Source organism: Hydrogenibacillus sp. N12, assembly GCF_019645935.1.
Lineage (GTDB): Bacteria > Bacillota > Bacilli > Thermicanales > DSM-22653 > Hydrogenibacillus > Hydrogenibacillus schlegelii.
Genome location: NZ_CP080953.1, coordinates 543,595 through 562,345 on the forward strand (window position 1 = coordinate 543,595; position 18,751 = coordinate 562,345).

The following is an 18,751-nucleotide window of genomic DNA, read 5'->3' on the forward strand; positions in this document are numbered from 1 at the left end:
AAAAAGCGACCTTCGGAGGAGGCGGGCGATGGCGCCCAAAGTCGGTCTCGCCCTCGGGAGCGGCGGGGTGCGCGGGTTTGCCCATCTCGGCGTCCTCAAGGTTCTGGAAGAATATGGCATTCCGATCGATTTTCTCGCCGGTTCGAGCATGGGGAGCGTCGTCGCGGTGACGTACGCCTCCGGCATCGAGCTTCGTTATCTGATCAAGCTCGCCGAACACATGCGCCGGAGCCTTCTCGTCGACTACACGGTGCCGAGGCTGGGCCTCCTGAAAGGGGAGCGGGTTCGGGAGCTCGTGGCGCTTCTGACCAAAAACCGGCGGCTCGAGGAACTTCCGATCCCGACCGCCGTCGTCGCCACCGACCTTTTGACCGGCGAGGCGGTCGTCCTTCGGGAGGGGCCGATCGCCGACGCGGTCCGGGCGAGCGTGGCCATCCCGGGGATTTTCGAGCCGGTCGAGTGGCAGGGACGGCTCCTCGTCGACGGCGGCGTCGTCGACCGGGTGCCGATGGCCGCCCTCCGGGCGATGGGCGCCGACGTCGTCATCGGCGTCGACGTCTCCCGCAAACCGGCGCCGCCGGAGCGCATTCGGTCGATCTACGAGGTCATCCTCCAGACGATCGATATCATGGAAAGCCAGATCTTCCAGGGTCGGATTCACCCGGATGACATCCTCATCACGCCGGCCGTCGGGCAGCACAGCCCCTTGAGCTTCCAAAACGTTTCGGCGATCATCGCCGAAGGCGAGCGGGCGGCCCGGGCGGCGATCGGGACCATCCTCGAGCGCCTCGGGAGGGTCGGATGATGCTTTCCCTCGGGCGGGCGCGCCGGCCGGACGTGCGGTCGGTCCTCAGGCTGATTTTGGCGCTCGCCGTCGGCGGGGCGGCGGCCCTCTGGCCGCTCCCGTACTTCATCCTGCTCCCCGGTTCGGCGATCTCCCTCGACGAGGCGGTGCACGTCGAGGACGCTTACCACGATGAGGTCGGGACGTTTTATCTCACGACCGTCCGGGCCGACCGGGCGACGCTGATCCGGCTGGCCGCGGCCGCGTTCCGCCCGGCGCGGGAGATCGTCCGGATGGACGATCTCCTCTTTCCGCACGAAGATGTGGACCATTATTTCAGCCGTCAGCAGGCGGTCATGGAAGCGTCGGAAAAGGAGGCGCTCATCGTCGCCTTTCGCAAGGCCGGCGTGCCGATCGCCGTCGAGAACCGGGGTGCCCTCGTCACCGGCGTCGTGCCGGGCTCGCCGGCCGACGGCGTTCTGAACGCGGGGGACGTCATCACCGCCGTTGACGGGGTGCCGACGCCGACGGCCGATGATCTTCTCAGGCGGCTGGCCTCCCGCGACGCCGGGACGCCCGTCCGCCTGCGGATTTTGCGGGAGGGCCGGCCCTTAGAGCGAACGGTTCGTCTCGCGCCGTTTCCCGGGAGCCGCGGCCGGCCGGGCCTCGGCCTCATCCAACCCCTCACCGCCCGGGAGGTGCGGCCGTCTCTCGCGGTGACGATCGACCTCGAGCCGATCGGCGGGCCGTCGGCGGGGCTGATGCTCACCCTCGCCCTGATCAACCGCCTCGTCCCGGGAGATCTCACCCACGGCCACCGGATCGCCGGCACCGGGACGATCGACCTGGACGGCCGGGTCGGCCGGGTCGGGGGCGTTTCGCTCAAGGTCCTCGCCGCCGCGGCGGCCGGGGCCGACGTCTTTTTCGTCCCGGACGATCCGCCGGAGGCGGGACGGACTTCCAACGTTGAGGAGGCCCGGCGGACGAACGAGCGCTTTCGCCTGGGACTGACGATCGTGCCGGTGCGGACGGTCGACGACGCGCTTCAGTACCTCCGGACGGCGTTCGCCCCCGCTCAGGCCGGCCCGGCCCGCTGACGGCGGCCGGCCCGGCGCCCTTCCGCGGTCGCCCGAGGCCGAGGCCGCCGGCCGGGCCGTCGCTTCGGCGCTCCGACGGATCTTGCCGCGTTCTGCCGGGAACGAGGCCGTCGGCGTGGCCGTCGCTTCGGCGCTCCGGGTGGGGTTCGGAGGCCGGCGACCGGCCTTGCCGCCGGGGTCGGCGCCGCCCTGGAACGCTGGATCGGCCCGTTTGACACCCGGGGTGGGGGGCGCTATAATAAGCGCGTATTGTCGGGGTGAGGCGCATGCGGCTTTCTTTTTCCGAGGCGCGGCAGGCGGCCGGCCGACCCGTCCGCCTCGCCGGAGCGGTCCCGGCGCGGCGGCCGGTGGCGATCCGGGAAGTGTTGGAGCTTTCGCCGCTTCACTTCGACGGCGAGGCCCGCTGGGCGGACGGGGAGGTCCGCCTCACCGGCGCGCTCTCGTACCGGGCGCGTCTCACCTGCGTCCGCTGTTTGAAACCCTTTACGGCGGAGTTCCACGTCGACGTCGAGGAGCGCTTTCGACCGGCGGAGGCGGCCCTCGCCTACGACCCCCCGGCGATCGGGCGCCTTAGGGGCAGCTCCCGGAGGGAGCAGAGGTCCAGGGCCGGCGGCGAGGCCGAAGCGACGAAGGCGGCGGACGCCGATCCCGGGGTGGAGGTCGTCGCGAAAGCGGAGATCGACGTCGGGCGGGTGCTTCAGGACCTCGCGATTGTCCACCTTCCGTGGGCGCCGATCTGCCGGCCCGACTGCGCCGGCCTCTGCCCGACGTGCGGCAAAGATTTGAACGAGGGTCCGTGCGGCTGCGAGCCGGAGACGATCGACCCCCGCTGGCTGGCGCTTCGGACCCTCTGGGACGGGCGGAAGTAGCCCGGGCGGGGCGAACAGAAAGGAGGCGGCACCGGTGGCGGTTCCGTTCAGGCGGACGTCGAAGCGGAGGAAGCGTCTGCGCCGGACGCACTACAAACTCGAACTTCCGAACATGGTCCGCTGCGAGCAGTGCGGCGAATGGAAGCTTTCCCACCGCGTCTGCCCGCACTGCGGGTACTACAAGGGGCGCCAGGTCCTCGACAAGTAAGCCCGCCGGCCTCGTCCGCCTTCCGGGCGGGCCGAACGGGCCGAAGGCGCGGCGGCGCCTTTTTTCACCGGCGAATTTAGCACCAGGTCATAAGCGGCGCCGCCGGCTCCGGGCCGGCGGCCGCGGAAAGGGGGCCCCATGCGCCTGTCGAAAGAGGCCCGCCGGGCGGCCCTTCAGGCTTACCTCCGGGAAAACCCGTTTGTCACCGACGAAGCGCTGGCGGAGCATTTCGGCGTGAGCGTCCAGACGATCCGCCTCGACCGGGCGGCCCTCGGCATCCCGGAGATGCGGGATCGGGTGCGGGCGGTGGCGGAGCGGCTGTTTCAAAACGTCACGTCGCTGGCCGAGGAGGAATTCATCGGCACCCTCGTCGCCCTCGAGCTCGACCGGCGGGCGGCGTCGACGCTCACCATCACGCCGGTGCACACGTTTCGCCGCTCTCGCATCGCCCGGGGCCACGTCCTCTTCGCCCAGGCGAACGCCCTGGCGATCGCCGTCGCCCCGGCGCCGGCGGCGCTGACCCGCCGGGCGGAGATCGACTACCTCGCGCCGGTCACCCTCGGCGACACGGTCGAAGCGGTCGCCACCGTCGTCGAGCGGCCGAAGCCGAACCGTCGCGTCGTCCGGGTGGAGGGGGCGGTGGGCGGAAAACCCGTCTTCACCGGCGTCTTTCGGGTGGCGCTCCTCCGGGCGGAGGAGTTCACCGGAGAAGCGGAGGGGATGGGTCGTGCGCATCGCCGTTGACGCTCTCGGCGGCGATCGGGCGCCGGGGGCGGTCGTCGCCGGGGCGCTTCGGGCGCTTGGGGAGGACGAAGCCCTTTCGGTCGTCCTCGTCGGGCCGCCGGCGGCGATCCGGCCGCACCTCGGGGAAAGCGCCCCGGCCCTGGAGGCGGCCGGCCGGCTCGTCTTACACCCGGCCCGGGAGCGGATCGATCCGGAGGAGGAGCCGGTCAAGGCAGTCCGGGCGAAGCCGGAGAGCACCCTGGTTCAGGCGGTCCGCCTCGTCCGGGACGGCGCCGCCGATGCCGCCGTCTCCGCCGGGAGCACGGGGGCGCTCCTGGCGGCCGGCCTGTTTGCCCTCGGTCGCCTTCCGGGGGTGCTCCGGCCGGCCCTCGCCCCGGTGCTTCCGACCGCGAATGGACGGGGGGTGATGGTCGTCGACGTCGGCGCCTCCGCCGACGCCCGGCCGGAACACCTCAGGCAGCACGCCCTGTTGGCCGTCCGGTACGCCGAGGCGGTGCTCGGTTGGGAGCGTCCGTCGGTCGGGCTTTTGAACGTCGGGGCGGAAAAGACGAAGGGAAACGCCCTCGCCAAGGCGGCCTACGCGCTCCTCGAGGCGGCGCCGATCCGCTTCGTCGGCAACGTCGAGGCGCGGGATGTCCTGTTCGGGGCGGCGGACATCGTCGTCACCGACGGCTTTACGGGGAACGTCTTCCTCAAGGCGACGGAAGGCGCCGCGGCGTTCGTCCTGGCGCTTTTGAAAGACGCCTTTCGCTCCGGCCTTCGGGCGAAGCTCGGGGCGATGCTTCTCCTCCCGGAGCTTCGGGCCTTAAAGGACCGGCTCGATTACGCCGCCTACGGCGGAACGCCGCTTCTCGGCCTCCGGCGGCCCCTCATCAAGGCCCACGGCGCGAGCGGCCCCGAGGCAATCGCCCAGGCGATCGCCGTCGCCAAAAGCGCCGCCGGCATCGCCTTCGCGGCGGCCCTCGGGCGGGAGGAGGACGGGGTGGACGCCGGAGAAGGCCGGGCGGCGGAGGAAGAAACGGGGGCGGGCGACGCCGAAGGGGAGCCCGGGGACGGGGGCGGACCTTAGGCGAGAAAGGATTCCCGCCGGGGGCACCCCTACGGGCAGGGCGCCGGATGGGGACGAAGGGAGCGATGACGATGCCGAAAGCCGGCATCCTCGGCACCGGCAGCTACGTGCCGGAAAAGGTGCTGACGAATTTTGATCTGGAAAAGATGGTCGACACGAGCGACGAGTGGATCCGCGTCCGGACCGGCATCCGGGAGCGGCGGATCGCCGCGCCGGAACAGGCGACGTCGGACCTCGCCTATCCGGCCGCCCTTCGGGCGCTTGAGGCGGCCGGCGTGTCGCCGGAGGAGCTGGACCTCATCATCGTCGCGACGATCACGCCCGATACCGCGTTTCCCTCGACGGCCAACCTCCTGCAGGATCGCCTGGGCGCCCGGCGGGCGGCGGCCTTCGACCTCGCGGCGGCGTGCTCCGGCTTCATCTATGCCGTGGCGACGGCGGCCCAGTTCATCGAAAGCGGCGCCTACCGGTTCGTCCTCGTCGTCGGCGCCGAGACGCTGTCCCGGATCGTCGACTGGGAGGACCGCTCGACGGCTGTCCTCTTTGGCGACGGCGCCGGCGCCGTCGTCATGGGCCCGGTGGTCTCCGGCGGCCTTCAGGCCTTCACCCTCGGCTCCGACGGGAGCGGTGGCTGCCTCCTCGAGCTTCCGGCCGGCGGCTCCCGGCGGCCGGCGAGCCACGAGACGGTCGACCAGAGGCTCCACTTTCTCAAGATGAACGGCCGGGAAGTGTTCAAATTTGCCGTCCGGATCATGGACGAAGCGTCGGAGGCGGTTCTCGTCAAGGCGGGGCTCCGGAAGGAGGAGCTCGACTTTCTCGTGCCCCACCAGGCGAACCTCCGCATCATCGAATCGGCTCGGGAGCGGCTCGGGCTTCCCCCGGAGAAGGTGATCGTCAACCTCGACCGGTACGGCAACATGTCGACGGCGTCGATCCCGGTCGCCCTCGACGAAGCCGTCCGGAGCGGGCGAATCCGGCCCGGCGACAAGGTGCTCATGGTCGGCTTCGGGGCCGGCCTCACGTGGGGGGCGGCGATCGTCGAATGGACGGCGGCGGTGAAGCCCGGGCGGGAAGGGGCGGCGGGACGGGCGGCGCCGGCGGAGGCCGGGATCCGATGACCGTGGCGTACGTCTTTCCCGGCCAAGGGTCCCAGGCGGTCGGGATGCTCAAAGACGTCTACGCCGCCTCTGACCGCGCCCGGGAGATGCTTGACGCCGCCGACCGCGCCCTCGGATTTTCCCTCTCCCGGCTCATGTTCGACGGGCCGGAGGAGGTTCTTCGGGCGACGGAAAACGCCCAGCCGGCCCTCTTCGTCGCCGGGGCGGTCCTCTGGACGCTCTACCGGGAGGCCCTCGCCGCCCGGGGGATCGAAGAGGCGCCGATGTTTGTCGCCGGCCACAGCCTCGGCCAGTACACCGCCCTCTACGCCGCCGGCGCCCTCGCCTATGAGGAAGGCGTCCGCCTCGTCCGACGCCGGGGGGAGCTGATGGCGGCATCCGGCGGGGCGGGCGGCATGGCGGCCGTCCTCGGCGCCGACGCGGCGCTCATCGAGGCGGTGCTCGCCGAGTTCCCCCCCGCGCTTCAAGCGGCCGGCGAGCGGGTCGAGCTCGCCAACGACAACGCCCCGGGGCAGCTCGTCCTCTCCGGCACCGAGGCGGGCCTGCGCTGGGCGGAGGCGGCCCTCCGGGAGCGGGGCGTCCGGCGATTTGTCCGCCTCAAGGTGAGCGGGCCGTTCCACTCGTCGCTCATGGCGGAGGCGGCGGCGGCGTATCGGTCGGTCCTCGCGACCGTCGCCTTTCGGGCGCCGGCCGTGCCGGTCGTCGATAACGTCACGGCGGACGTCCTCGATGCGGCGGCGATCGCCGAGCGGCTCGCGGAACAGATCATGCGGCCGGTCCGCTGGACGGATTCGGTCCGCTTCATGGTGGCCCGGGGCGTCCGGCGGTTCGTCGAATTCGGTCCCGGCGGCGTCCTTGCCGGGCTCATCCGCCGCATCGCGCCGGAGGTTCGGGTCGATTCCGCCGGAGACCTCAAGGGGCTGGAGCGGCTTTTGGCCGAACGGGCGCCGGAAAGGGGGTGATGCGGTGAACCGCGCGGATGGGCCGCGGGAGGCCGGCGGCCGGCGGGTCGCCCTGGTGAGCGGCGCCTCCCGGGGCATCGGGCGGGCCGTCGCGCTCGGCCTGGCCGAGGACGGCTTCGACCTCGTCCTCGGCTATGCCAGAAACGCCGACCTCGCCGCAGCCGTCGCCCGGGAGGCGGAGGCCCGGGGCGTCCGGGCCGTGCCGATCGCCCTCGACGTCCGGGATCCTAAGGCGGCGGAGGCGGCGGTCGAGGCGGCCCTCGAGGCGTTCGGCCGGCTCGACGTCCTCGTCAACAATGCCGGCATCACCCGGGACCAGCTCCTTGTCCGAATGAAGGCGGACGACTGGGACGAGGTGCTCCGGACGAACCTCACCGGCGCTTTTTACCTCACGAAGGCCGCCGCCCGACCGATGATGCGGGCCCGCTACGGCCGGATCGTCAACATCGCCTCGGTCGTCGCCCGGCTCGGCAACGTCGGCCAGGCGAACTACGTCGCCGCCAAGGCCGGCCTCATCGGGCTCACGAAGGCGGCGGCGCTGGAGCTCGCTTCCCGGGGGATCACGGTGAACGCGGTGGCGCCGGGCTTCATCACGACGGACATGACCGAGGCGCTGCCGGAGGCGGTCAAGGTGGAGCTCCTCCGGCGCATTCCCCTCGGCGCCTTCGGAGCGCCGGAAGACGTCGCCCACGCCGTCCGCTTCCTCGTCTCCGAAGGCGCCCGGTACATCACCGGGCAGGTCCTCGGCGTCGACGGCGGGATGAGCATGCCGTCGTAGGGCCGCTTGCCGCCGGAAGACGCTTGGGCTGCTTGCGTGCACGCCGGTCGGGTTTGGGCCGGCGGCGTTCATGCCGGTCGTCGGTTCGTGCTATAATGCGATTCGGGAGGTGTCGCCGGTGAGCGACGAACTCATGCAAAAGATTCGGACCGTCATCGCCGAACAGCTCGGCGTCGACGAAGCCAAGGTGACGCCGGAGGCGTCATTTAAGGACGACCTCGGCGCCGACTCCCTCGACCTCGTCGAGCTCGTCATGCGCTTCGAAGAGGAGTTCGACATGGAGATCTCCGACGAGGACGCCGAGAAGATCAACACGGTTCAGGACGTTCTGGACTACATCCGGGCCCGCCAAGCGTAACCGCTGCCCGGCGCGGTCCGCGGACGAACCGGCATCGGATGGGGCGAGGACGGCGGCCGGGCGCCGGCGGCCTCGCCTTTTTCTTCTCGGCGGAGGTGATCCCGTCGCCCCGCCTGCGGTCCCCCTCCCCCGGTGCCGGCATTACGGGTCCGATCGGCGTGACGGGCCCGATCAAAGGAGGGATTGTGTGCGGCGCCGCGTGGTCATCACCGGGCTCGGCGTCGTCACCCCGATCGGGAACGACGTCGAGACGTTCTGGAACAACCTCGTCGCCGGCCGCTCCGGCGTCGGCCCGATCACCGCGTTTGATGCGTCGGACTTCCCAACCCGCATTGCCGCGGAGGTCAAGGGGTTCGATCCGGAAGCCTATATGGACAAAAAAGAGGCCCGGCGGGTCGACCGCTTCATCCAGTTTGCCGTGGCGGCGACCCGAATGGCCCTCGAAGACGCGGGCCTTAAGATCACGCCGGACATCGCCGAGCGGGTCGGGGTGATCATCGGCTCCGGCATCGGGGGGCTGGCGACGCTGGAGGAAAACACCCGGGTGCTCCTGGAGCGGGGGCCCCGCCGGGTGAGCCCGTTTCTCGTACCGATGATGATCGCCAACATGGGCTCCGGCTACGTCTCGATCCTCTTCGGCGCCAAAGGGCCGAACACGACGATCGTCACCGCCTGCGCCACCGGGACCCACGCCATCGGCGAGGCGACGGAGATGATCCGCCGCGGGATCGCCGACGTGATGATCGCTGGCGGGAGCGAGGCGGCGATCCGGCCGCTCGGGCTGGCCGGTTTTACCAGCATGAAGGCGCTTTCGACGCGGAACGACGCGCCAGAAGCGGCGAGCCGGCCGTTCGACCGGGGTCGGGACGGCTTCGTCATGGGCGAGGGCGCCGGTGTCGTCGTCCTCGAGGCGCTGGAGTTTGCCGAGCACCGCGGCGCCCGGATCATCGCCGAGGTGGCCGGCTACGGCCTTTCGGCCGACGCCTACCACCTGACGGCGCCGGCGCCGGAAGGGGAGGGGGCCGCCCGGGCGATGCGGCTGGCGCTTCAGGACGCCGGCCTCCGGCCGGAAGACGTCGATTACATTAACGCCCACGGCACGTCGACGGAATACAACGACCTCGCCGAGACGCAGGCGATCAAGGCGGTCTTCGGCGAGCACGCTTACCGGCTCAAGGTGAGCTCCAACAAGTCGATGATCGGGCACCTCCTCGGCGCCGCCGGCGGCGTCGAGGCGGTGGCGACCGCCCTCACCATCGCCCGGGGGATCATCCCGCCGACGATCAACCTGACGGACCCCGATCCGGAGCTCGACCTCGATTACGTGCCGAACGTCGCCGTCCGGGCCGACGTCCGGGTGGCGCTGTCGAACTCCTTCGGCTTCGGCGGCCACAACGCCGTCCTCGTCCTGAAGCGCTACGACTCGGGCCCGACGGTCGAAACGGCGAAAGAAGGGGTGGCGCCGTGAGCGAGCGGCGGTGGGAGGGACCGGAGGCCCTGGCGCGGCACCTCGCCGCGCTGGGCCTTTCGGTGCGCCGGCCGGAGCTTTTTGTGATCGCCTTTACCCACGCCTCGTATGTCCACGACGCCGGAGTCAAAGCCGAGGAGGACAACGAGCGGCTTGAGTTTCTGGGCGACGCGGTGCTGGAACTCGTCGTGTCGGATTACCTGTACCGGAAGGTGCCGCCGCTTACGGAGGGGGAGATGACGAAGCGCCGGGCGATGATCGTCTGCGAGGCGTCCCTCGCGACGTTTGCCCGGGCCCTCGGCTTTCCGCCCCTCATCCGCCTCGGACGGGGGGAGGACATCTCCGGCGGCCGGGACCGGCCGAGTCTCCTCGCCGACGTGTTCGAGGCGTTCGTCGGCGCCCTCTACCTCGATCAGGGGCTGGACGGCGTCGTCCGTTTTTTCGAGCATCACCTCGTGCCGCGAATCGAAAACGGCGAGATCGAAGCCCACCTCGACTACAAGAGCACGCTCCAGGAGTGGCTGCAGCAAAAAGGGACGGTGCACATCCAGTACGAGGTCGTCACCGAACGGGGGCCCGCCCACGACCGGGAGTTCGTCTCCCGGGTCGTCATCGAGGGTGAGGCGTTCGGCGAGGGCGTCGGACGGTCGAAGAAAGAAGCGGAGCAGAAAGCCGCCCTGGAGGCCCTCCGGCGGCTCGGCGTGCTGGTGTAGCGCCGGCATCAAAGCTTCGGCACCGCCTCGACCGGGGCGCCTTGGGGCGCGCCGCCTGAGCCGCCGGCCAAAGGCGCCGCCTCAACCCTCGGCGTTCCGGCGCCGCCTTTCGCCTCGGCGCCCAGGTCCGGAGGCGGGGAGGGGATGCAGTGCATTTAAAACGGCTCGAGCTCTACGGATTCAAATCGTTTGCCGAGCGGACGACGATCGAGTTTCGGCCGGGGATCGTCGCCGTCGTCGGGCCGAACGGGAGCGGCAAGTCGAACCTCGTCGACGCCGTCCGCTGGGTGCTCGGCGAGCAGAGTGCCCAGCGCCTTCGGGGCGGCAAGATGGACGATGTCATCTTCTCCGGAAGCGAGGGCCGCCGGCCGGTGAACGTCGCCGAGGTGAGCCTCGTCCTCGACAACGCCGGCGGCGAGCTCGCCGTCGATTACGCCGAGGTGGCCGTCACCCGGCGTCTTTTTCGCACCGGAGAAAGCGAATACCTGCTGAACGGGACGCCGGTCCGGCTCAAGGACATCGAGGCGCTCCTCGTCGACGTCGGCCTCGGCCGGGAGGCGGCGTTCATCATCGGCCAGGGGGAGATCGACGCCGTCTTGTCCCAGCGGCCGGAAGAGCGCCGGGCCCTGTTCGAGACGGTGGCCGGCATCGCGAAGTACAAAGCCCGCCGCAAGGAGGCGGAGCGAAAGCTCGAGGAGACGGCCCACAACCTCGCGCGGGTCGAGGACGTCTACGAAGCGCTGGCGGAAGGCCTTCCGCCGCTTCAGGCGGAGGCCAAACGGGCGGAGGCGTACCTCGCCCTCAAGGCGGAGGCGGAGGCCCTCGAGCGGGCGCTTCTCGTCACCGCGATCGAGGCGGACCTCGCGGCGCGGGACGGCGCTCGGGAAGCCGCCGAGCGGGCGCGGGAGGCGGAACGGGCCGCGGATAAGCGCCTCGCGGAGGCGGAGGCGGAGGCCGGGCGCCTGGCGGCGGCGTTCGAGGCGCTGGAGGCGGAGCTTTCCGCACTGGACACCGATCACCTCGAGGCGGTCCGCTCCGCCGAGGCGCTGGCGCGGGATCAGGCCGTCGCGACGGCGCGGGCGGAGGCCCTCGGGCGGGAGCGGGCGTCCCTCGAGCGGCGCCTTACGGCGCTCCGGGAGGAGCAGGCGGCGGCGGCCGCGGCGGCGGCCGCCGCCGCCCGGGAGGCGGCGGCCGCCGAAGCCGAGCTTGATCGCTTGAGGGCGGAGGCGGCCGAGCTTTCGGCGGCGGCCGCCCCGGACGATCCGGACGAGGCGCTGGAGGCGCTCCGCTCGGCGTACTTCGATCGGCTGGCGGCGGCGACGGAGGCGGAGGCGGAAGCGCGGCGCCTTCAGGCGGCCGCCTCCCGGGCGGAGGCGGCCCTCGGGCGAATCGAACAGGAGGCGGCCCGGGCCCGGGCTGAGGAAGCGGGAGCGCTTCAGGTCTTCGAAGCGGCGGAGGCGGCGGTCCGGGCAGCGGCGGCGGCGGTGGAAGAAAAAAAGCGGGCGGCGGCGTTTTCCCGGGTGGCCCTCGCCGACGTCCGGCGGGCGGCCCGGCAGGCAGAAGAGGCCCGGGCGGCGGCGGCGGCGCGCCTCGCCGAGCAGGAAGCGGCCCTGCGGGCGTTTGAGGCGGCGCAGGCGGATTTCGGCCTGGCCGAAGGCGCCCGGGCGGTGATGGCTGCCGCCCGGAGCGGACGCCTTTCGGGCATCCACGGTCCGGTGGCGCTCCTTTTTCGCGTCCCGGACGGCCTCGAGACGGCCTTTGACGTGGCGCTCGGCGCCGGCGCCTTTGACATCGTCGTCGACGATGAGGCGGCGGCCCATGCGGCGATCCGCTACCTGAAGGAAGGGCGCCTCGGGCGGGCGACGTTTTTGCCCCTTTCCGTCCTCCGGGCGCGGCCGGTGCCGGAGGCGCTCCGCGCGCTCGCCGGCGCTCTGGACGGCGTCATCGGCCCGGCGGCGGAGCTCCTCGAGGCCGACGGCCGCTACGACGTCGTCCGGCGCTACCTCCTCTGGAACGTCCTCGTCGTCCGCACCCTCGACGTCGCCCAGGCGGCGGCCCGGACCCTAGACTACCGCTACCGGATCGTCACCGTCGGCGGGGAGCTCATCGCGCCGGGCGGCTCGGTCACCGGCGGCGTCGACCGGCGGCGGCGCGGCGGGCCGTTTTCCGCCCGCGGGGAGGCGTTCCGGCGGCTTCAGGCCGAGCGCGCCGAGGCGGAACGGGCGCTTATGGCGGCCGACGCCGCCCTTGCGGACCGGCGCGCGGCCCTCGCCGCAGCTCGGGCGGCTGCGGAAGAAGCGGCGGCGGCCTTGGAGACGGCCGAGTCGGCGCTCCGGGAAGCGGAGGCCGACCGGGACCGGGCGGCCCGGCGCCTCGCCGCCGCCCGGGAGGCGGTCGCCCGGGCGGCGGCCGAGGCCGAGGTGGCTCGGGCGGAGGCGGCGGAGCTGCGCGTGGCCGCCGAGGAGACCGCCCGGCGGGCGACGGCGCTTCGGGCGGCGGCGGAGGAAGCGCTAAAGACGCTCCGGGACCGCGAGGCGGCGGCGGAGGCGCTCCGGGCCGAAGCGAAAGCCCGGCGGGACCGCCGCCAGGCGCTGGAGGTGGCGATCGCCCGGGCCGAAGCGCGCCTTATGTCGCTCGTCGAGGCCCGGTCCGCGGCCGAGGCCCGGTCGACGGCCCTCGACGCCGACGTCCGCCGGACCCGGGCGTCGCTGGACGCGCTCGGGCGGGAGACGGCGGAGATGGGCGAGCGCGCCCGGGCGCTCGCGGCGGCGCTGGAGGCGGCCCGGGCCCGGGAGGCTGCCCTTGCGGAAGCGAAGGCGGCGCGGTACGCTGAAAAAGAGGCGCTCCGCGCCCGGCTCGAGGCGGCGTCTTTCGCCCGGTCGGCGGCGCAGGCGGCGGTGCTCGAGGCCCGGACGGCCCGGGCAGACGCCGAGGCCCGCCTCGCGCGAGCGGGCGAGGCCCTCGACCGGAACCTCCGTCTCCTCGGCGAGCGGCACCGGCTGACGTTTGAGGCGGCCCGGGCTCTTCATCCGCCGCTCGATCCGGAAGAAGCCGCCGCCGCCCGGGCGGCGCTCGCGGAGCGGACGGCGGCGCTGGAGGCGTTCGGGCCGGTCAACCTGGCCGCGATCGAAGAGGCGCGAAAGCTTGATGAACGCCTGTCGTTCTACCGGGCCCAGATCGAGGACCTGCGGGCGGGCGAGGCGAAGCTCAAGGCCCTCATCGACGAGATCGACGCGGCGATGCGAGCGCGCTTTCTCGAGGCGGTGGAGGCGATCCGGACGGCGTTTCGGGCGACGTTCCGGGCGCTTTTCGGCGGCGGGGAAGCGGACCTCCGGCTGGAGGACGGCGATCCCCTCGTCGCCGGGATCGAGATCGAAGCCCGGCCGCCGGGGAAGCGGACGAAGCGCCTGAGCCTCCTTTCCGGCGGTGAGCGGGCGCTTACGGCGATCGCCCTTCTGTTTGCCGCCCTTTCGGTCCGGCCGGTGCCGTTTTGCCTCCTCGATGAGGTGGACGCCGCCCTCGACGAGGCCAACGTGGGGCGCTTTGCCCGGTATTTGCAAACGCTAAAGGAGACGACCCAGTGGATCGTCGTCACCCACCGCAAGGGGACGATGGCCGTCGCCGACGCCCTCTTTGGCGTCACGATGGACAAAAGCGGTGCGAGCCGGCTCATCGCCGTGGCGCTGGAGGATGCGGAGCGGGCCGTCGGCGTCGGCCGGCGTTCGGGTTGACCGCGGGCGCGCATGGAAACGCAGGCAGTGCCTCGGTCCGCAGGAAGAAACAGAAAGGAGGGAGACGATGGGCCTGTTTCGTCGTCTCAAGGCGTCGCTCGAGACGATCGGCCGATCGTTTCACGACGGCCTGGCCAAGACCCGTCAGGCGCTCGGCGGGCGCCTGGCGGGGCTGTTTCGCCGGGGCGGCAAACTGGACGACGCGTTCTACGAAGAGCTGGAAGAAGCCCTCATCGCCGCCGACGTCGGCGTCGAGACGGCGATGGCGCTCGTCGACGAGCTCCGGGAGGCGGTGCGGCGGGAGAAGATCGCCGATCCGCCGGCGGCGTGGCCGCTTTTGGAGTCGCTCCTTTTAAAGCGTTTCGCCGGCGGCGCGGTCGACCTCGCCACGGCCGAGGCGCCGCCGACGGTGTACGTCTTCGTCGGCGTCAACGGCGTCGGCAAGACGACGACGATCGGCAAGCTCGCCCACAAGCTCGCGCAGGCCGGGCACCGGGTGCTTCTGGCCGCCGGTGACACGTTTCGGGCGGGGGCGATCGAGCAGCTTCAAATCTGGGGCGAGCGCTCCGGCGTGCCGGTCGTCGCCAAGGCGCCCGGGTCGGATCCGGCCGCCGTCGTCTACGAAGCGATCCAGAAGGCGAAGGCGGAAGGCTTCGAGTTCGTCCTGTGCGACACCGCCGGCCGCCTGCAGAACAAGGTGAACCTGATGAACGAGCTGAACAAGATCGTCCGGGTCGCCGGCCGGGAAGTACCGGGGGCGCCGCACGAGGTGCTCCTCGTCCTCGATGCGACGACGGGACAGAACGCCCTCCTTCAGGCCAAGGCGTTCCGGGAGGTCGCCGGGGCGAGCGGCATCGTGCTGACAAAGCTGGACGGGACGGCCAAAGGCGGCGTCGCCGTCGCCGTCCGGGAACAGCTCGGCCTGCCGGTGAAGCTCGTCGGCCTCGGCGAGGGGATCGACGACCTGAAGCCGTTTGAGGCTGAGGCGTACGTGCGGGCGCTGCTTTCGCCTCCGGAGGGAGCGGCATGAGCCGGCAGGAAGACGCTCCGAAGGACCGGTTTCCGGCGGCCTTCGCGGCGACGGCGGGCGACGGCGGGGCGGCCGGCACCGGCCATCCGGCCTGGGAAGAAGAGACGAAGCACCTCGCCTTCGTCGTCGGGCGGATTCAGCGGCACATCGAGCGCCTGTCGGCCGCCTCTGGCGGCATCAAGAGCGCCCACGAGCGGGTGGCGGAAGACTTCTGGGAGGACATCTCCCTCGACGTCTCGACGCCGGACGACCTCCTGGAAAGCTACGCCGACATCGCCCAGCAGGCGGCCATCGTCGAAGAGCTTCGGGCCCGCATCGGCGCCTCGGCGGCAGATCTTGAACGCCTCGTCCAAATGATGCAAAAGCCATACTTCGCCCGCATCGACTTCGCGCCGGACGGCGGCGAACCGGTGACCGTCTATCTCGGCCTGCGGGCGTTTTACGATGAGGAGTTCGAGGCGGACCTCGTCGTCGACTGGCGGGCGCCGATCGCGAGCCTCTACTATGAGGCGGCCGTCGGCCCGGCCGCCTACCGGGCGCCGGACGGGCCGGTGCGGGGGCACCTCGGGCTCAAACGGCAGTTCATCATCCGCCAGCGGGCCCTGAAGGCGATGGTCGACCTCACCGGCGTCGCCGCCGGCGACGAGCTTTTGGCCGACATCCTCGCCCGGCCGGCAGCGCCGCACCTCCGGGCGGTCGTGGAGACGATCCAGAAGGAGCAGAGCGCCGTCATTCGCCGGGACGACTACGGCGTCCTCCTCGTGGAAGGGGCGGCCGGGAGCGGCAAGACGTCTGTGGCGCTGATGCACGTCGCCTATCTTTTGCACCATTTCCGGGCGACCCTCTCCAGCGAGCACATCCTCATCCTCTCGCCGAACGCCCTGTTTACCGAATACATCGGCCTCGTCCTGCCGGAGCTCGGCGAGACGAACGTCCGCCGGACGACGCTTTTTGAGCGGATCGAGGCGGTGCTCGGCGGCGAGGCGATCGAGACGCCGTTTGAGAAGCTGGAGTACCTCCTCGAGGGGGGGACGGACGACCCCCGCCGGGCGCTCCGGCACCGGATCGACGCCGAACTCTCGTCGCCGGCCTATGCCCGCCTGCTTTCCGCCTTCGTCCGGTCGCTCGGGCCGGACGATCTCGTCTTCCGGCCGATCGGCGATGAGGAGGCGACCTGGTTTTCGGTGGAGATGATCCGCCGCTTGGCCCGGCGGGTGTACGGCTCAGGCGACCCGGCGTGGGTTCGCCGGCTCGGGGCGCTCCTTGAGCTGGCCCTCGCCCGGCGGGCGGAGGCGATGCTCATGGCGACGTGGGTCGACTTCGCCCTCGATGCCGTTCCGGCGGCCGTCGCCCGGCGGATTCACGAGCGGCTCCTCCGGCGGGCGGACGATCTGCCGTCGGATTTTGATCAGACGTACGAGCGGGCGCTCCGGCGCTGGATCGTCCGGCGCCGGGCCGAGGCCCATCGGGAGGCGATCCGGGCGTTCGGGTTCGTCGACGCCGTCGCGACGTACCGCCGGCTGTTCGCCGAGCCGGAGCGGTACGCCGAGCTGTGGCGGACCTTTCAGGCGGAAACCGGCCTCGACGGAGCGTTTCTCCAAAGCCTGCAGGCCCACGTCGCCGATCGGCTCACCCGGCGCCCCCTCGCCTTCGAAGATGCCGTGGCCGCCGCCTACGTCAAGACGGCCCTCACCGGCGCCGGCGAAGATTCGGCCGTCCGGTTCGTCGTCGTCGACGAAGCGCAGGACTACGCCCCGCCAGAGGTCCTCTGGCTCTTGACCCTGTTTCCGAAGGCCCGCTGGATGTTCCTCGGCGATCGGGCGCAGGCGCTCCTTCCCCGGTCGACGGTGTTCGATCCGGCATCGGTCGACTGGCTCGGCACCGCCTACGCCGGCCGGGGGCCGCTGGACGTTAAGACGCTTCCGGCGAGCTACCGCTCGACGGCGGAAATTCAGGCGCTCGCCGCCGCCGTGCTGGGCGTGCCGGTGCCGGAAGGGGCGGAGCTTCGCCACGGCCCGCCGCCTCGGCTCGTCGTCGTCCCCGATCACGCCGCCCTCGCCCGGACGCTCGCGGAGGACATCGCCCGGCTCCTTCAGGCCGGCCACGGCATGATCGCCGTCCTCTGCCGCACGGAGCGGGAGTGCGAGACGGCGGAGGCGTACCTCGACCGCCGGGTGCCTTACCAGCGGGTCTACGCCGGGACGCGAGAGCTCCGCGGCAAGGTGCTCCTCATGCCGGCGGCGCTGGCGAAGGGGATCGAATTCGATGCCGTGCTTCTTTTCGACGTCTCGCGCCGGCGCTACGGCGAGCCGGAAGATCGGAAGCTCCTCTACACCCTCCTCATGCGGGCCAAACACGCGGCGGTGCTCTACGCGGTCGGCGAGCCGTCGCCGCTTCTTCCCGTCGACCGCGTGAGCGTCGTCGTCTCCGAACGGTAACACCCCCGCCCGGATCGGGCGGGGGTGTGTTTTGGCGACGCCAGGTGAATTCGAGCGGTTTGAATGGGTTTAAAGCGGGAAGAAGACGACGGCGAGCCCGAGGCCCCAGAAGACGATCAGCCAGGCGATCAAAAGCCCCCACGAAAGCTGCCAGTTGCGACCGAGGGCGGCCGCCACCTGATCGTCGGTGACGACGTCGGCGCTCCGGCCGGCCCGGAAGAGAAGCCGCAGCAAAAAGGCGAAGAAGGCGATCCCGACGGCGAACGTCCCGAGGAAAAAGAAGAACCCGTACGGGGACAGGTGGAGCGGATAGTCGTACGGTGTATGGCCGAAGGCGCCGTAGCGGTTGAAGCGGTCGGCCTCTCGGAAGGCGCTTAAAGCCAGCTCGGCGAGAAAGCCGAAGGCGAGCGCGCGGGGGGGCGTCTTGCCGTCCCGATCCGTCGACCAGACGGCGAGGGCGCCGAAGGCGACGGCGAGCAGAAAGGCGCCGGCGACGGCTGGCCGGCCGAGAAGGCCGTCCAGGGCGAGGTAGGCGAAGCCCGCCAGGACGGCGAACGGCCCGAAGACGGCGGCGAGCCGCCGACCGGTGCCGGCAAAGGCCCGGAGGGCGTCGCGATCGGCGTCCGGCCGGGGGGCGAAGTACCAGGCGTACGCCTGCAGGTAGAGGCCGTAGACGAAGAGGGCCGCGAGGACAAACAGGGCGTAGCGGGCGGCGTTGAAGGCGTAGACGAACAGACCGCTGGTGTGCATCGTCGTCCCGCCGGCGGTGTACCAGTCGATCCACCGGTCGGGGAAAAGCGCCTGATAGGCCATGATGTGCATGATCGCACCGGCAAACAGGACCAGCACAAGCCCGCCGAAGAGGGCGGCGATCCCCCCACCGCCGACCGTCCTCGGACCGGCCGTCTCGGTGGCCGCCGCCTCGGCGAAGGCGGCCGGGGAAGCTGCTTTGGTCCGGGCGCCTTCCGGCACGGCCGCGGGGAAAGCCCGCCGCGCCTTCAAGTAGAAGGCGTAGATGAGGTAATAGGCGGCGATCACGACGGGGATGAAGGCGATCACCCACCACGCCGAGAGGGTGTTCGCCGTGTACCAACCGGAGTCGTAGATCACCTGCGTAAACAGGAGCGGGGCGACGCCAAAGACGACGCCGAGGGAGAGGCCGACGACGGCCGTCTTCACCGACGTGCGGGCGAGCTTTTGCGCGAGGGGATCGCGGCGCCGGAAAGCGGCGTACAGGGCGACGAAAAGCCCGCCGATCGTCAGATGAATAAAGGTGATGTGGACGGCCCACGTGAGCACGTACAAAAGCTGGATCACCGCAGGATACATACCGACGCCGCTGGGCGAACGGAGGACGGACAGGAGCGTTGCCGGATCCATCCTC

Annotated in this window: 16 protein-coding genes; 15 read left to right on the forward strand and 1 reads right to left on the reverse strand. The window is 71.3% G+C overall.

What is annotated here, in order from left to right; all coding sequences use genetic code 11:
• The first annotated feature begins 28 nt into the window (after window positions 1-28).
• The 15 genes from K2M58_RS02575 to helD all read left to right on the forward strand — a co-directional run bounded on the left by K2M58_RS02575 (window position 29) and on the right by helD (window position 17,367).
• Complete coding sequence (locus tag K2M58_RS02575) at window positions 29-805, forward strand: patatin-like phospholipase family protein (RefSeq protein ID WP_220678157.1); 777 nt, start codon at window positions 29-31, stop codon at window positions 803-805.
• Entirely contained in the window at window positions 805-1,881 is a 1,077-nt protein-coding gene (locus K2M58_RS02580; RefSeq protein ID WP_220678158.1) for a YlbL family protein, read from the forward strand. Before K2M58_RS02575 ends, K2M58_RS02580 begins: the two co-directional genes overlap by 1 nt.
• Before the next feature lie 266 nt (window positions 1,882-2,147).
• On the forward strand, window positions 2,148-2,750 hold the full coding sequence (locus K2M58_RS02585; RefSeq protein WP_220678159.1) for a YceD family protein: 603 nt from the start codon (window positions 2,148-2,150) through the stop codon (window positions 2,748-2,750).
• Window positions 2,751-2,784: 34 nt separating this feature from the next.
• Window positions 2,785-2,958 carry a 50S ribosomal protein L32 gene (gene rpmF, locus K2M58_RS02590; protein WP_066199911.1) on the forward strand — a complete coding sequence of 58 codons (174 nt, stop codon included), beginning with the start codon at window positions 2,785-2,787 and terminating at the stop codon, window positions 2,956-2,958.
• A gap of 138 nt (window positions 2,959-3,096) precedes the next feature.
• On the forward strand, window positions 3,097-3,702 hold the full coding sequence (gene fapR, locus K2M58_RS02595; RefSeq protein WP_066199913.1) for a transcription factor FapR: 606 nt from the start codon (window positions 3,097-3,099) through the stop codon (window positions 3,700-3,702).
• A complete protein-coding gene (gene plsX / locus K2M58_RS02600; protein ID WP_220678160.1) occupies window positions 3,686-4,771 on the forward strand; it encodes a phosphate acyltransferase PlsX in 1,086 nt (361 codons plus the stop codon). The genes fapR and plsX overlap by 17 nt, the downstream gene beginning before the upstream one ends.
• 65 nt (window positions 4,772-4,836) lie before the next feature.
• Complete coding sequence (locus K2M58_RS02605) at window positions 4,837-5,889, forward strand: beta-ketoacyl-ACP synthase III (RefSeq protein WP_220678161.1); 1,053 nt, start codon at window positions 4,837-4,839, stop codon at window positions 5,887-5,889.
• Window positions 5,886-6,851 carry an ACP S-malonyltransferase gene (fabD, locus tag K2M58_RS02610; protein ID WP_220678162.1) on the forward strand — a complete coding sequence of 322 codons (966 nt, stop codon included), beginning with the start codon at window positions 5,886-5,888 and terminating at the stop codon, window positions 6,849-6,851. The genes K2M58_RS02605 and fabD overlap by 4 nt, the downstream gene beginning before the upstream one ends.
• A 4-nt stretch (window positions 6,852-6,855) precedes the next feature.
• Window positions 6,856-7,629, forward strand: coding sequence for a 3-oxoacyl-[acyl-carrier-protein] reductase (gene fabG / locus K2M58_RS02615; RefSeq protein WP_220678163.1), 774 nt, complete (start codon window positions 6,856-6,858; stop codon window positions 7,627-7,629).
• A 118-nt stretch (window positions 7,630-7,747) separates the two neighbouring features.
• Window positions 7,748-7,987, forward strand: a complete 240-nt coding sequence (gene acpP, locus K2M58_RS02620; RefSeq protein ID WP_273151512.1) for an acyl carrier protein — start codon at window positions 7,748-7,750, stop codon at window positions 7,985-7,987.
• 187 nt (window positions 7,988-8,174) lie between these two features.
• Complete coding sequence (gene fabF / locus K2M58_RS02625; protein WP_220678165.1) at window positions 8,175-9,455, forward strand: beta-ketoacyl-ACP synthase II; 1,281 nt, start codon at window positions 8,175-8,177, stop codon at window positions 9,453-9,455.
• Entirely contained in the window at window positions 9,452-10,168 is a 717-nt protein-coding gene (gene rnc, locus K2M58_RS02630; protein ID WP_252393511.1) for a ribonuclease III, read from the forward strand. Before fabF ends, rnc begins: the two co-directional genes overlap by 4 nt.
• A gap of 149 nt (window positions 10,169-10,317) precedes the next feature.
• Window positions 10,318-13,899 carry a chromosome segregation protein SMC gene (smc, locus tag K2M58_RS02635; protein ID WP_220678166.1) on the forward strand — a complete coding sequence of 1,194 codons (3,582 nt, stop codon included), beginning with the start codon at window positions 10,318-10,320 and terminating at the stop codon, window positions 13,897-13,899.
• Between the two features lie 67 nt (window positions 13,900-13,966).
• Window positions 13,967-14,929 carry a signal recognition particle-docking protein FtsY gene (gene ftsY / locus K2M58_RS02640; RefSeq protein WP_220678167.1) on the forward strand — a complete coding sequence of 321 codons (963 nt, stop codon included), beginning with the start codon at window positions 13,967-13,969 and terminating at the stop codon, window positions 14,927-14,929.
• Entirely contained in the window at window positions 14,926-17,367 is a 2,442-nt protein-coding gene (helD, locus tag K2M58_RS02645) for an RNA polymerase recycling motor HelD (RefSeq protein WP_220678168.1), read from the forward strand. The genes ftsY and helD overlap by 4 nt, the downstream gene beginning before the upstream one ends.
• Window positions 17,368-17,436: 69 nt before the next feature.
• Here helD and K2M58_RS02650 read toward each other — a convergent pair whose 3' ends face one another.
• Window positions 17,437-18,747, reverse strand: coding sequence for a hypothetical protein (locus K2M58_RS02650; RefSeq protein ID WP_220678169.1), 1,311 nt, complete (start codon window positions 18,745-18,747; stop codon window positions 17,437-17,439).
• Window positions 18,748-18,751 lie beyond the last annotated feature (4 nt).

Excerpts from the sequence above, each read along its gene's own strand:
- K2M58_RS02650 (WP_220678169.1), bottom strand. The coding sequence starts at position 18,747 with ATGGATCCGGCAACGCTCCTGTCCGTCCTCCGTTCGCCCAGCGGCGTC.
- helD (WP_220678168.1), top strand. The coding sequence starts at position 14,926 with ATGAGCCGGCAGGAAGACGCTCCGAAGGACCGGTTTCCGGCGGCCTTC.
- K2M58_RS02575 (WP_220678157.1), top strand. The coding sequence starts at position 29 with ATGGCGCCCAAAGTCGGTCTCGCCCTCGGGAGCGGCGGGGTGCGCGGG.
- fabD (WP_220678162.1), top strand. The coding sequence starts at position 5,886 with ATGACCGTGGCGTACGTCTTTCCCGGCCAAGGGTCCCAGGCGGTCGGG.
- ftsY (WP_220678167.1), top strand. The coding sequence starts at position 13,967 with ATGGGCCTGTTTCGTCGTCTCAAGGCGTCGCTCGAGACGATCGGCCGA.
- fapR (WP_066199913.1), top strand. The coding sequence starts at position 3,097 with ATGCGCCTGTCGAAAGAGGCCCGCCGGGCGGCCCTTCAGGCTTACCTC.
- K2M58_RS02605 (WP_220678161.1), top strand. The coding sequence starts at position 4,837 with ATGACGATGCCGAAAGCCGGCATCCTCGGCACCGGCAGCTACGTGCCG.
- K2M58_RS02585 (WP_220678159.1), top strand. The coding sequence starts at position 2,148 with ATGCGGCTTTCTTTTTCCGAGGCGCGGCAGGCGGCCGGCCGACCCGTC.
- K2M58_RS02580 (WP_220678158.1), top strand. The coding sequence starts at position 805 with ATGCTTTCCCTCGGGCGGGCGCGCCGGCCGGACGTGCGGTCGGTCCTC.